General features: G+C 30.6%; 17 protein-coding genes and 1 tRNA gene. 11 read left to right on the plus strand and 7 right to left on the minus strand.

Translation table 11 applies throughout. The features are described from left to right. Positions 1-58 precede the first annotated feature (58 nt). The 3 genes from GQR92_RS10995 to GQR92_RS11005 all read right to left on the minus strand — a co-directional run bounded on the left by GQR92_RS10995 (position 59) and on the right by GQR92_RS11005 (position 1537). Positions 59-391 carry an MGMT family protein gene (locus GQR92_RS10995; protein WP_158839487.1) on the minus strand — a complete coding sequence of 111 codons (333 nt, stop codon included), beginning with the start codon at positions 389-391 and terminating at the stop codon, positions 59-61. A 243-nt stretch (positions 392-634) separates the two neighbouring features. Beyond that, complete coding sequence (gene trmB, locus GQR92_RS11000; RefSeq protein WP_158839488.1) at positions 635-1306, minus strand: tRNA (guanosine(46)-N7)-methyltransferase TrmB; 672 nt, start codon at positions 1304-1306, stop codon at positions 635-637. Between the two features lie 9 nt (positions 1307-1315). Beyond that, positions 1316-1537: a DUF6341 family protein gene (locus GQR92_RS11005; RefSeq protein WP_158839489.1), complete on the minus strand. Its 222-nt coding sequence runs from the start codon at positions 1535-1537 to the stop codon at positions 1316-1318. 42 nt (positions 1538-1579) lie between these two features. Here GQR92_RS11005 and GQR92_RS11010 point away from each other — a divergent pair, with 42 nt between their 5' ends. Beyond that, positions 1580-2509 carry a DUF6427 family protein gene (locus tag GQR92_RS11010; RefSeq protein WP_233269832.1) on the plus strand — a complete coding sequence of 310 codons (930 nt, stop codon included), beginning with the start codon at positions 1580-1582 and terminating at the stop codon, positions 2507-2509. Here GQR92_RS11010 and upp read toward each other — a convergent pair. Continuing rightward, entirely contained in the window at positions 2504-3157 is a 654-nt protein-coding gene (gene upp / locus GQR92_RS11015; protein ID WP_158839491.1) for a uracil phosphoribosyltransferase, read from the minus strand. The two genes, GQR92_RS11010 and upp, sit on opposite strands and share 6 nt — an antisense overlap. Positions 3158-3433: 276 nt before the next feature. Between upp and lysM the strand changes: the two genes are divergently transcribed. The 9 genes from lysM (at position 3434) to GQR92_RS11060 (ending at position 10940) form a co-directional block, all read left to right on the plus strand. Further along, positions 3434-3904, plus strand: a complete 471-nt coding sequence (gene lysM / locus GQR92_RS11020) for a peptidoglycan-binding protein LysM (protein WP_158839492.1) — start codon at positions 3434-3436, stop codon at positions 3902-3904. A 118-nt stretch (positions 3905-4022) separates the two neighbouring features. Continuing rightward, complete coding sequence (locus tag GQR92_RS11025) at positions 4023-4919, plus strand: DMT family transporter (RefSeq protein WP_158842113.1); 897 nt, start codon at positions 4023-4025, stop codon at positions 4917-4919. Positions 4920-4955: 36 nt separating this feature from the next. Further along, positions 4956-5822, plus strand: coding sequence for a YicC/YloC family endoribonuclease (locus tag GQR92_RS11030; RefSeq protein WP_233269834.1), 867 nt, complete (start codon positions 4956-4958; stop codon positions 5820-5822). 75 nt (positions 5823-5897) lie between these two features. Continuing rightward, on the plus strand, positions 5898-6479 hold the full coding sequence (gmk, locus tag GQR92_RS11035; protein ID WP_158839493.1) for a guanylate kinase: 582 nt from the start codon (positions 5898-5900) through the stop codon (positions 6477-6479). Between the two features lie 171 nt (positions 6480-6650). Continuing rightward, complete coding sequence (gene nadD / locus GQR92_RS11040) at positions 6651-7235, plus strand: nicotinate (nicotinamide) nucleotide adenylyltransferase (protein ID WP_158839494.1); 585 nt, start codon at positions 6651-6653, stop codon at positions 7233-7235. Positions 7236-7319: 84 nt separating this feature from the next. Then, the gene (locus GQR92_RS11045; protein ID WP_158839496.1) at positions 7320-8186 is read left to right on the plus strand and encodes a M23 family metallopeptidase; all 867 of its coding nucleotides are present in this window, start codon (positions 7320-7322) and stop codon (positions 8184-8186) included. Beyond that, entirely contained in the window at positions 8186-9685 is a 1500-nt protein-coding gene (locus GQR92_RS11050; protein WP_158839497.1) for a GH3 auxin-responsive promoter family protein, read from the plus strand. The genes GQR92_RS11045 and GQR92_RS11050 overlap by 1 nt, the downstream gene beginning before the upstream one ends. A 194-nt stretch (positions 9686-9879) precedes the next feature. After that, the gene (locus GQR92_RS11055; protein ID WP_158839499.1) at positions 9880-10332 is read left to right on the plus strand and encodes a 6-pyruvoyl trahydropterin synthase family protein; all 453 of its coding nucleotides are present in this window, start codon (positions 9880-9882) and stop codon (positions 10330-10332) included. Positions 10333-10409: 77 nt separating this feature from the next. Beyond that, on the plus strand, positions 10410-10940 hold the full coding sequence (locus GQR92_RS11060) for a hypothetical protein (protein WP_158839501.1): 531 nt from the start codon (positions 10410-10412) through the stop codon (positions 10938-10940). 51 nt (positions 10941-10991) lie between these two features. Here the strand turns inward: GQR92_RS11060 and pth are convergent, their stop codons facing one another. The 3 genes from pth to GQR92_RS11075 all read right to left on the minus strand — a co-directional run bounded on the left by pth (position 10992) and on the right by GQR92_RS11075 (position 13291). Then, positions 10992-11558, minus strand: coding sequence for an aminoacyl-tRNA hydrolase (pth, locus tag GQR92_RS11065; RefSeq protein ID WP_233269838.1), 567 nt, complete (start codon positions 11556-11558; stop codon positions 10992-10994). A 172-nt stretch (positions 11559-11730) separates the two neighbouring features. Further along, the gene (locus tag GQR92_RS11070) at positions 11731-12330 is read right to left on the minus strand and encodes a 50S ribosomal protein L25/general stress protein Ctc (protein ID WP_158839505.1); all 600 of its coding nucleotides are present in this window, start codon (positions 12328-12330) and stop codon (positions 11731-11733) included. A gap of 19 nt (positions 12331-12349) precedes the next feature. Next, positions 12350-13291, minus strand: coding sequence for a ribose-phosphate pyrophosphokinase (locus GQR92_RS11075; RefSeq protein ID WP_158839507.1), 942 nt, complete (start codon positions 13289-13291; stop codon positions 12350-12352). A 124-nt stretch (positions 13292-13415) separates the two neighbouring features. On the opposite strand from GQR92_RS11075, the gene GQR92_RS11080 reads away from it, so the two are divergent. Then, positions 13416-13497, plus strand: a tRNA-Leu gene (locus tag GQR92_RS11080). Positions 13498-13620 lie beyond the last annotated feature (123 nt).

The raw sequence follows: 13620 nt of genomic DNA on the forward strand, positions 1-13620 counted from the left end.
TGTGAATATTGATGTGTTGATAGCAGAAAATTATAGACTTAATTTTGATAAAGAAACCCTAAGACAATTCATCCATAGGATTCCATAATACTTTTTCTAAATCTTGAATTTGATTATCGATGACAACAATACCTTCACTTTCTAGTAATTGCTGCATAAGGTTTGTACCATCAAAGTGATGCTTGCCTGTGAGTAACCCTTTTCTATTTACAACTCTATGTGCAGGAATATCGTTTAAATTATGGGCTTTGTTCATTGCCCAACCTACCATTCTTGCAGATCTTGCTGCTCCTAAATAGGTTGCAATTGCGCCATAACTGGTCACTTTTCCATAAGGAATTAAGCGTGCAACTTTGTACACTTTATCAAAAAAATTGTCTTCTTTTTCCACGTTGTGAAGATACTATTATTACCTAGAGTTTTGCAGAGAAATTTAGAGCGTTAAAATATTGCATTAATAACAGTGGTGTTATGAGGTTCCTCGACCACCTTAAAAGGCTCATTTCGGAATGACAGTAGAGCGTTTTAATAAATACTCATAAAAAAACTAGTACTCATTAAAACGAGTACTAGTTTTTTATATGTAAGAAATTCCTAAATCACCTTAAAACGTTCGTTTTGGGAATTAAAAAAATTAATATTTTAATCTAAACTTAATGTAGGTAATTGGTTTATCTACTTCTAAATATTGTTTTTCGTAAAAAGTCTGTGTTTCCGTAACTTCTTTCGGAGCTCCTTCATTTTTATATACGGTATGATTTGCGTATAAAATTTCGTGTCCTTCTCCATGTAACAAACCTAAAGTATAACCATGCATAAATTCAGAATCTGTTTTTAAGTTCATAATTCCGTCTTCATTTAAAATATGGTGGTACTTTTTCATAAAACTAGAATTTGTCATTCTATGTTTTGTGCGTTGAAATTTTATTTGTGGATCTGGGAAAGTAATCCAAATTTCTGAAACTTCATTTTCGGCAAAAATAAAATCGACCAATTCTATTTGGGTTCTTACAAAAGCTACATTAGGTAAATTTTCTTCTATTGCAGTTTTTGCGCCTCTCCAAAAACGAGCGCCTTTTATATCGATACCAATATAATTTTTATTCGGATTTTTTCTAGCCAAAGCAATGGTATATTCTCCTTTACCACAACCTAACTCTACAACAATAGGATTGTTGTTACCAAAAAAAGAATGCCATTTCCCTTTATGAGAAAAGTCTGTTACAACTTCTTCTCTAGTTGGTTGAATGACATTTTTAAACGTTTCATTTTCTTTGAAACGTTTCAATTTATTTTTGCTTCCCAAATTGTTATTTTAAGCTTTATCTTCAGTTCCTTCTCTCTTAAACTTAAGAGATTCTTTCATCCAATATGCTAATAAGCATAATAAAACGACTAGAAAAAACCAATTTACTGCATTAGATATCCACCAACCTAAATCTGCTTGTGCTACACTTGTACGTAACCATTTAAAAGGGACGAATAAAAAATCAGTAAATAAACTACCAATCCATCTAAAAATATTGCTTGCTATCATAACTTAATTATCTTTACGCTGCAAAAATAACAAAAAGAAACAATGCTAGCCAACTTTTTAGAGAAATCTAAACCAATCAATTTTATAGTCTATTTAGGGCTGTTTTTTTGCTTCTTCTTAATCACTGTTTTTACAGACTTTTTTACAGGAAGTTTTACTTGGCCTCAAACACTAGAAAACCTTTTATTTTTGTTTTTGTTTTTGATTGTTTTTTTCTTTTATAATTTTATCGTTTCTAAGAACAAATTAACGTTCGATCATTCGTATGCATTCTTTATTTTTACATTAACAACCATCCTTTTTATTTCTAAGCTACTTGAACTGAAAGCCCTGTTAATGCTTATAATTTACTTTCTTTTTTTAAGAAAAATTTACAGCTTACGCTCTTCTAAACAGGTAATTCAAAAATTATTTGATAGCGGTTTTTGGTTAGGGATTCTTTTTTTATTAGAACCCTTTACACTGGTATTTCTTGTTTTAATTTACGCTTCTAATCTGTTAAGAAAAAAAGTATCAATTCATACTTTATTAACACCAATTATAGGATTCATCTCTCCCTTAATTATTTACTTTGCGTACTTGTTTTGGAACGATGCTACGGAAGAAATACACCATTTATTCTATTTTAAAAGCATAAATAACCTACTTATTTACGCAGAAGACAATACAATATGGCTTTTCGGAACCATAGTTTTATTAACAATATGTTCAATTTTCTTAAAATCGCCTAAAGCATTCTCTGTAAATAATTCTTTTAAGAAAAGTTGGATTCTGTTAATTATAAACGTAATTATTGCTATTGTTTTTGCATTAATTATTACAAACAAAAATGGATCTGAAATTGTTTATCTACTCGTTCCATCATCAATAATTATTGCAAACGGATTTGAAGTTATTGAAAAAACGTTGGTAAAAAATATTTTAGCTGGATTGTTATTAATAGGAACAATTATAACTTTTTTTTTATCATAATTTCGCTCCAAAAGCTAAATCGCCAGCATCTCCTAAACCAGGAACGATGTACCCCTTACTGTTTAACGTATCATCTAATGCAGCAATCCATAAATGGGTATTTTCTGGGAACTTGTCTTCTATAAATTCGATTCCTTCTTTAGAGGCAATAACTACAACAATATGTATTTCTTTTGGAATTCCTTGTTTTTTTATGGCCTCATAAACAGACACTAAAGATTGCCCTGTAGCTAACATTGGGTCTGCCAATAATAATGTTTTATTTTCTACGGATGGAGCTGCAAAATACTCTACTACAATTTCAAATTCGGCATTATTATTTGGGTGATGACGGTATGCAGAAATAAAAGCATTTTCTGCATCATCAAAATAATTTAACAACCCTTGATGCAAAGGCAAACCTGCTCTTAAAATAGAACACAAAACAACCTCATTACTAGATATCTGCTCTTTTTTTACGCCTAAAGGTGTTTCTATAGAAACATCCCTGTAAGAAAGTTTTTTACTTAATTCATACCCCAAAACCTCACCAATTCTTTCAATATTTCTTCTAAAACGAAGTGAATCTTTTTGAATCTTGACGTCTCTAATCTCTGCAATAAATTTATTAAGAATTGAGTTTTCTTCTTGTAGGTAATGAATAATCATTTTTATTAAGGTATTTATACAAATATAGAAATAAAACTTTACCTGAAAGTTCTATTAAGGTCGATATAATTAGTGAATTTTATCTCGCTTTAAAAAAATTGTAACCAAAACAAAGCCGAAAAGCGTCTATAAATATATTTTAGAACTTATTTTATTTAAGAAAAATATACCTATTAATTTTCTTTAACATTTTAAAAATACAATTAAAATATCTATTTTTTTGTATCTTGCATCAGCACAAAAAATTAAAATTTAAACAAAAAACAATCAAAAAAAATGGGAATTTTTTCATTCATTAAAAATGCAGGAGCAAAAGTTTTCGGCATTGGAAAAACTACAGAAGAAGAAAATGCAGACAAATCTGAACAATTAAGAGGAGCTATTGCTGCTCTAGAACTAGAAGTTACAGACTTATCTATTGAGGTAGATGACGATGCTGTAAAACTTTGGGGAGAAACCGCAGACTTGGCTACAAAAGAAAAAGTAGTTTTAGTAGTAGGTAACACCAATGGTGTAGCATCTGTTGAAGACAATTTAACAGTGGCAGAAATTGAAGTTATTGAAGAAGCTGCAATGGCACAATTTCATACAGTAGAAAGTGGAGATACTTTAGGTAAAATTGCAAAAACATATTATGGTAACGCTATGAAATATCCTGTAATTTTTGAAGCAAACAAACCAATGTTATCGCATCCAGATAAAATTTATCCTGGTCAGGTTTTAAGAATACCGCCTTTAGTAGACTAACTTAAAAACAATAAAATTTTAAAAGAGTTTCAAAATATATTTGAAACTCTTTTTTTATGCTCTAAATTAAAATTTATCACCAACTTTGCAGGCTAATTTTAGAATTTCAATCTTGAAAATAAACCAAAGAACATTAGCATTAATTGCAGTATCTATAGCCACCTTAATTTACGGTCTTAATTACACCATAGCTAAAGAAGTAATGCCTTTTTACGTAAAACCCTTCGGTTTTATTTTAATAAGAGTTCTTGGTGCAACTACTATTTTTTGGATTCTTGGTTTATTTATTAAATCAGAAAAAATAGATAAATCAGATTACAAAACCATTCTCTTAGCGTCCTTTTTTGGTATCGGTGTAAACATGCTTTCCTTTTTTAAAGGGTTAAGCCTAACAACCCCCATAAGTGCTTCTGTAATGATGGTTACCTCGCCAATTATGGTGTTAATTTTCTCTAGTATACTAATACGTAAAGCAATTGGTAAACAAAGAATTATAGGCGTTATTATAGGTTTAATAGGTACAATTATACTTATTACATACGGCAACTCATCAGACTCTAACGCTACAAACAGCAATTGGGGTAATTTCTTGGTTTTTATAAATGCTGCTTCTTATGGCTTGTATTTAGTTATTTCTAAAAAATTAACAGCAAAATACCATCCAATAACTTTAGTAAAGTGGCTCTATTTAGTAGGCTTACTCATTACAGTTCCTTTTGGGTACCGCGAATTAATGGATGTTAATTGGCACCAGATGCCCACAAATATTTATTGGAATATAAGCTTTGTAGTTGTCTTTACTTCTTGTATTACCTATCTCTTTAATCTATACGGTTTATCTAAATTAAAGCCAACTACTGTTAGTGTTTTTATTTATTTACAACCTGTAATTGCAACCATTTTTGCATTAATTGTTGGTAGCGACTCTTTAAGCCTTATAAAAATTGGTGCAACCCTACTTATCTTTTCTGGCGTATATTTAGTAACCAGACAAGTAGAAAATTCTGTGAAATAAAAACTATATTTGCCCTTCATCTAAAATGTTGATTTTATGATTCAATCTATGACTGGTTATGGGAAGTCTGTATTACAATTACCTACTAAAAAAGTAACCATAGAAATTAAATCTTTAAACAGTAAAAACCTCGATTTAAACGTTCGTATTCCTTCTTATTATAAAGAGAAAGAATTGGCTGTTCGTAAAAAACTAGCAAGTGCTTTGGTTCGTGGTAAAGTAGATTTTTCAATTTTTGTAGAAATGACTGCGGATGAAACTTCTACAACTATTAATCATGGAGTAGTAAAAGAATACATGCAACAACTAAGAAACGTTGTACAAACAGGTACTACAGATGATGTAGAGTTATTAAAGATGGCTGTAAGAATGCCAGATGCTTTAAAAACAGAACGTGAAGAATTAGATGAAAACGAATGGAACCTTATCAACACAAGTGTTGATGTTGCCATTAAAGATATTGTACAATATAGAATTGATGAGGCTGCATCTTTAGAAATAGATTTTAAAGAAAGAATTGCTAATATTAAAACCTATTTAGAAGAAGTAAAAGCTTTAGATGGCGATAGAGTAGAAAACGTTAAAACCCGTTTAAAAAAGGCTATCGACGATTTAAAAGTAGATACGGATGAAAATCGTTTTGAACAAGAATTGATTTATTATCTAGAAAAATTAGATATTAACGAAGAAAAAGTTCGTTTGGCAAATCATCTAGATTATTTTTTACAAACAATGGATTCTGAAGATTCTAATGGTAAGAAACTAGGCTTTATTGTTCAAGAAATGGGACGAGAAATAAACACAACAGGTTCTAAAGCAAATTTTGCACCTATGCAAAAAGCAGTAATTCAAATGAAAAACGAATTAGAACAAATTAAAGAGCAAATTTTAAACGTGCTTTAATTAGTTTTTGGTTGATGGTTTTTAGTTAGTAGTAAAACCCATCAACCAAAAATTAGCAACTAAAAACAAAATCATATGTCAGATTTTAAAGGAAAATTATTCGTCTTTTCGGCACCTTCTGGTTCAGGTAAAACTACAATTGTACGTCATTTATTAAAGCAAGAAAGGTTTAATTTAGAGTTTTCTATTTCAGCTACTTCTAGAGCACCAAGAGGAGAAGAAAAAGACGGTAAAGATTATTATTTTATCAATTTAAGAGAATTTAAAGATAAAATTAAAAGTGATGAGTTTTTAGAGTGGGAAGAAGTTTACAGAGATAACTTTTACGGAACTTTAAAAACGGAAGTAGAAAGAATTTGGGCCTTAAAAAAACATGTTATTTTTGATATTGATGTAGTTGGAGGATTAAGAATTAAACATAAATTCCCAGAAGAAACCTTGTCTGTTTTTGTAAAACCACCAAGTGTAGATGAATTAAAAATTCGTTTAAAAAAACGATCTACAGAAAGTGAAGACAAAATAAATATGCGTATTGCAAAAGCTTCTGTAGAGTTAGCAACAGCGCCGCAGTTTGATAAAATTATAAAAAATTATATCCTAGAAGATGCTTTAAAAGAAGCAGAAGAATTAATGAGTATTTTTTTAGGGTTAGAATAGAAACAAGAGCAGTTTTCTAAAAAAACTTCTCGATACAAAATTCTTGAAAAAAAGAATTTCACTCTAAACGGCAAAGTGTTCATCTATTTAGTTAATACACATTGTTTGTTTGAATGATTTTTCTGAAGAATGAAGAAAAATAGTATCTAGAACATTTCATTTTTAAAAGATATGAGTAAAATCGGTTTATATTTTGGCACATTCAATCCAATTCATATTGGACATTTAATTATTGCCAATCATATGGTAGAAAATTCAGATTTAGACGAAATTTGGATGGTAGTAACCCCTCATAATCCGTTTAAAAAGAAAAGCTCTTTGCTAGAAAATCATCATCGTTTAGAAATGGTTTACAGAGCAACAGAAAACTACGTAAAAATTAAGCCTTCTAATATTGAGTTTAAATTACCACAACCCAATTACACCGTATACACGTTAGCACATATTGCAGAGTTGCACCCAGACAAAGAATTTTGTTTAATTATGGGTGAAGACAATTTAAAAAGTTTACATAAATGGAAAAATTATGAAACTATTTTAGAGCATCATCATATTTATGTATATCCAAGAATTGCAGAAGGTACCGTAGATCATCAATTTAACAATCACTCTAAAATTCATAAAGTAGCTGCACCTATTGTACAAATATCTTCTACCATGATTAGAAAGGGTATAAAAGATCAAAAAAACATACAACCACTCTTACCAAAAGAAGTTTGGGAATATGCAGATGAAATGAATTTTTACAGAAAATAATTAAATTACATTTGTAACGTTAATAAACTGAGTACGTACTGCAAAGGTTTCATTGTATCTTTGTTAAACATAAAATACATTTTTGTGGCTAAAAAAAATAAAAAGAAAGGAAAACTTAAAGAAAAACTAACTGACAAGTACAGGTTGGTTGTTTTAAATGAAGACACTTTTGAAGAGCGTTTTTCATTGAAACTTTCTAGATTAAATGTTTTTGTTTTAGGTGGTTTTTTCTCTATACTACTAATAGCCGGCACCATTTTATTAATTGCTTTTACTCCCTTAAAAGAATACATACCAGGTTATTCTTCTACCGCTTTAAAAAGAAAAGCTGCCAATTTAACTTTTGAAGCAGATTCTTTAAAAATTAAATTAGCTATTTTAGAAAACTACACAAAGGCATTAAAACCTGTATTAACAGGTGATATTGAACCAGAAAATATAGATTCTATTCAAGTTGAAGCTAGACATCGTTTAATAGATGAAAGTAAATTAGACGCAACAAGAGAAGACTCTATCTTTAGAGAAAAAGTAGATAGTGAAAATCGATTCTCTATTCAAAAGAATGCACAAAGCAATGTTAAGATAGTCTTTTTTGCCCCTTTAAATGGTAACATATCACAAAATTTTGATGCTACTTCTAAACATTTTGCTGTAGACATTACCGCAAAAACAGGGAGCCCCATTAAAGCAACTGCAGATGGTACTGTAATTTTTTCTGGATGGACTACAGAAACAGGCTACGTTATTATTTTAAAACATGCTAAAGATTATATTTCTGTATACAAACACAATGGAAATTTACTAAAAGAACAAGGAGATTTTGTAAAATCTGGCGAAGTTATAGCTACTATAGGTTCTACAGGAGAGTTAACAACAGGACCGCATTTACATTTTGAACTTTGGAGCGGTGGTTATGCCGTAAACCCAACAAATTTTATAGATTTTAAATAATGAGTATCAAATCACTTTTTGCGATTCCGTTTGCTAAAATTGCAACAAAAAAAGTTTATAAATGGGCAAATACCCCTCATAAAACACAAGAAAAAGTTTTTAAAAACTTACTTTCTAAAGGAAGCAAAACTGCCTTTGGAAAAGATCATAATTTTTCTACAATTACCAATTACCAAGATTTTAAAAGAGAGGTTAAAGTTACAGATTACGAAGGTTTAAGACCTTATGTAGATAGAATTGTAGCAGGAGAATCTGATGTTCTTTGGACCGGAAAACCACTTTACTTTGCTAAAACTTCTGGTACAACTTCTGGCGCAAAATACATACCAATTACCAAAGATTCTATGCCTACACACATTAAGGCAGCAAGAAATGCTTTGTTGTTTTATATCGCAGAAAAAAAAGACGCAAGTTTTGTTGATGGAAAAATGATTTTCTTACAAGGAAGTCCTGTTTTAAGTGATAAAAATGGTGTAAAACTAGGTAGATTAAGCGGAATTGTGGCGCATTACGTGCCTCAATATTTATTAAAAAACAGATTGCCAAGTTGGGAAACCAACTGTATAGAAGATTGGGATACCAAAGTAAATGCCATTGTAGAAGAAACCATTAACGAAGACATGTCTGTAATTAGCGGAATTCCGTCTTGGGTACAAATGTATTTTGAAAAACTAATTGAAAAAACAGGGAAATCGGTTTCAGAATTGTTCCCTAATTTTAATTTCTTTATTTATGGCGGTGTTAATTTTGAGCCTTATAAAAATAAGTTTGAAAGTTTAATTGGTAAAAAGATAGATTATATAGAGTTGTATCCTGCATCAGAAGGGTTTATTGCCTATCAAGATTCTCAGACAGAAAAAGGAATGTTGTTGCAATTAGATTCTGGTATCTTTTATGAGTTTATTCCTGCGGATGAGTTTTTTAACGAAAACCCAACAAGAATTTCTTTAAAGGATGTAAAAATAGGCGTTAATTATGCTATCATTTTAAATACTACTGCAGGTCTTTGGGGTTATAATATTGGTGATACTGTAGAGTTTACATCAACAAAACCTTATCGAATTAAAGTTACCGGTAGAATAAAACATTTTATATCCGCCTTTGGCGAACATGTTATTGGTAAGGAAGTAGAAAAAGCACTAAACGACTCTATTAAAGGCACAAATATAAACATTAGCGAATTTACAGTAGCACCACAAGTAAGCCCAGAAAGTGGTTTACCGTATCACGAATGGTTTATTGAGTTTGAAAACGAACCAGAAGATTTAGAAGCTTTTGCGGCTAAGATTGATGCTTCTATGCAGGCTCAGAATATTTATTATATCGATTTAATTGAAGGGAAAGTTTTACGTCCTTTGGTGATTAGAAAAGTAAAAAAGGGTGGTTTTCATGAATATATGAAATCTATTGGTAAATTTGGAGGACAAAATAAGATTCCGCAATTATCTGATAACAGAAAAATTGCAGATGTTTTAAATAATTTTTTAATTACAGCATAACAAAATATACACAAAATGGGAGGAGATTTTTTATTTTTAGGATTGGCAATAGCATTAGTTGTTGTTTATTTTTACAACAAGTTTAGAAACAGAAGATAATTTTTTTGTCATTAAGAAGCATAAAATAATCTGATTATAAAAAATAGATTACTTCTTTATTCTTCCTCGTAATGACGGATTCATAAAAAACACAAATGAGCACAATAAGAATTACCAAACAATTTAACTTTGAAACAGGGCACGCATTATATGGTTATGATGGAAAATGTAAAAATGTACACGGGCACTCTTACAAACTGTCTGTAACTGTTTCTGGAAAACCAATTAAAGACAATACCAATGTAAAGTTTGGTATGGTGATTGACTTTGGAGATTTAAAAAAAATTGTAAATGAAGAGGTTGTAGACATCTTTGACCATGCAACTGTTTTTAATAAAAACACACCTCATGTTGAGCTAGCTAAAGAATTGCAAGCAAGAGACCATCATGTTATTTTAGTAGATTACCAACCAACAAGTGAAATGATGGTGATAGACTTTGCTAAAAAAATTAAAAATAGGTTGCCAGAAAACATCAAACTACATTCTATAAAACTACAAGAAACAGATTCTAGTTTTGCAGAATGGTTTGCTAGTGAAAACAAATAGTCTGTTTTAAAAAAGTGCTATTTTTTAATAGTAACATTTTAAATTATGCCTTATATTTGCCCAAAAATCAAAATATTATGAAATTATTAAAATCATTTTTAATCTTATGTATCGCAGTATCTATTACTAGCTGTAGTAGTGACGATGACAATTCTTTTGAGTTATCAGCAGTAAATTTAGCTGGTACTTACAAAATTACAGCTTACAAAGCTGTAGAAACAGAAATAGCAACAGCTTCTAATGGTAATGAATCTACACTTTCTACAACCACAAAAACAGGAAGTACTTTTTCAATAGATGTAGCATTAAATGCAAACGGAACTTACAGCATTGGCGGAACTTTATTATTAGGGTATAAAGCAGATCCAACTCCAAAAGGTGGAGATGAAGATAACGAAATACTAACTTTAGCTTCTAGTGGTAATTACACTTTAAATGCAACAGCTAAAACAATTACTCTTACAGTTTCTGAAGACGAAGCTTTTATTGGTGGTACTTTTGAGATTAAATCTTTTAATGAAGATAAAATGGTACTAAAACAAACAGTTGAAGGAACTGGATCTGTTAGTATTAATAGTGTTACAGACATTACTTTAGAAAGAAATTAAAAAAGTAAGTAAACTTTAATAAAAAAGGTATCTATTTCTAGATACCTTTTTTTATTTTCCGTTAAAAGTATTCATGGTATTATTTAAGCCTGCAGTACCAAAAGAGGTAATTACTTTAGCTGATGTTGGTAAACGCTCTATCAACTCACTAGTTTCTTCTTTACTCCATTCTCCAAGTACAAAATCTACTTGTCTACCTCTACTATAATTACCTCCTACTCCAAATCTAAAACGAGCGTATTGCTGTGTATTCAATTTTTCTTGAATGTCTTTTAATCCGTTATGTCCGCCAGCAGATCCTTTTGCTTTTAAACGAATTGTACCAAAATCAATATTTATATCATCTGTAACTACTAAAATATTTTCTATAGATATATTTTCTTTATCCATCCAATACTTTACCGCCTTTCCACTTAAATTCATAAATGTACTTGGTTTTAGTAAAATAAAAGTTCTGCCTTTAAATCGAAAGCTAGCTACATCTCCAAGCTTTTCAGTTTCAAAAGTTACGTTGTGTTCTTCTGCCACCTCATCTAGAACCTTAAAACCAATATTATGACGCGTATTTGTGTACTTATCACCAATATTACCTAAACCAATAATTAAAAATTTCTTCATTAACTCTTCTTTAGTTTCAACTTTTATACCCAATATTTCAGAAAAAAAGTTTTTAAATTTCATTCTTCAAAAATAAGAAGAATTATATAATGTGAGGCCCAGAAATAAGTTTAGGGCAAAAAAAAAAGCGTTACAAAATTGTAACGCTTTTTATATTTTATGTGTGCAAAATTTATTCTGCAGCAGCTTCTGTAGCTTCTTCTTCTTCTTCATCATCAGAAACAGTTGCATTACGAGAAGTTCTTACTTGAACAACAACTGTATTGTCTGGGTGCATAAATGTATACCCATCTGTTGCTAAAGCTGTTACTGTTAATTTATTTCCAATTTTTAATTTAGAAATATCTGCAGTTACAAAATCTGGCAAGTTAGCTGGTAATGCTTTTACTCTTAATTTACGGTTTGTAAAACGTAAAGATCCACCATTTAATACACCAGGAGAAGTACCTGTTAATTTTACAGGAATGTTCATTGTAATTTCTTTATCATCAAATGTTTGATAAAAATCTACGTGAATGATTTTATCTGTTACTGGGTGATACTGAATGTCTTGTAACACTGCTGGTATTTGCTGACCATCAATATCTAAACTTGCTGTATACACATTTGGAGTGAATACCAATTTTGTAAACGCTTTTTCTTCTGCTGAAAAGTGTATTGGGTTTTCTCCTCCGTATATAACGCAAGGAACCATACCAGCATTACGTAAGGCCTTAGTTGCTACTTTACCTACGCTTTCTCTTTTTGATCCTTTAATTGAAATTGATTTCATTACTTTGTTTATTATTTATTTACATTAAAAATTGTCCACTAATTGAAGTATTGTCTTGCACTTTATGCATAACATCCGCAAATAATGGCGCGCAAGATACCACTTTTATTTTAGAAGTAGCCTTTTTTAAAGGAATTGTGTCTGAAACAATTAGCTCTGTTAATCCTGAGTCTTCTATTTTTTGATAAGCCCCACCAGAAAGTATTGGATGTGTACAGATTGCTCTTACACTTAATGCTCCTCTTTCCATCATTAAATTTGCTGCATGTGCTAATGTTCCTCCAGTATCAATCATGTCATCTACTAAGATTACATTTTTACCTTTAACGTCTCCAATTAACTCCATGTGCCCAATTTGATTGGCTTTAATACGTTGCTTATAACAAATAACAACATCACATTGCAAGTGCTTAGAATATGCATACGCTCTTTTAGAACCTCCCATATCTGGAGATGCAATTGTTAAATTGTCTAATTTTAAACTATTAATGTAAGGCATAAAAATAGTGGAAGCAAACAAATGGTCTACTGGTTTTTCGAAAAAACCTTGAATTTGGTCTGCATGTAAATCCATCGTCATAATTCTAGTTGCTCCTGCAGATTCTAAAAGTTTTGCAACTAATTTTGCTCCAATAGCAACTCTTGGTTGATCTTTTCTATCTTGTCTAGCCCAACCAAAATATGGCATAACCGCTGTAATATGTCTTGCTGATGCTCTTTTTGCAGCATCACACATTAACAACATTTCCATTAAATTGTCTGCATTCGGAAATGTAGAACCAATAATAAAAACACGTCTTCCACGAACAGATTCTTCAAAAGCTGGCTGAAATTCTCCGTCACTAAAGTAAGTTGTTTTAACTTTTCCTAAAGTAGTATTGTATTCTGTTGCAATCTTTTCTGCCAAAACTGTGCTTTGTCTGCAGGCAAATAGTTTTGGTGCTAATTGATTTGTAGGCATTTAGTTGTTTTTTTGTTGTATTGTTGTGTGTTTACAAAAGTAGAAATTATTTATTGAGTTTCGAATTAAATTTTTCACTTTAAAATAAAATAATTTTATACATTTGCAGTCTTATTAATTTTTTGCTCAAGTGGCGGAATTGGTAGACGCGCTGGATTCAAAATCCAGTTCTTTCGGGAGTGTGGGTTCGATTCCCACCTTGAGTACTTAAAACCCTTTAAAAACGTTGTTTTTAAAGGGTTTTTTAATTTTTGGGTGGCGAAATGGGTGGCGTTTTTACATTATATAGATATTAAGCCAAGCTTTAATAAGATTATAAACTATTATTC

It is taken from the genome of Polaribacter sp. L3A8 (assembly GCF_009796785.1).
Classification (GTDB): domain Bacteria; phylum Bacteroidota; class Bacteroidia; order Flavobacteriales; family Flavobacteriaceae; genus Polaribacter.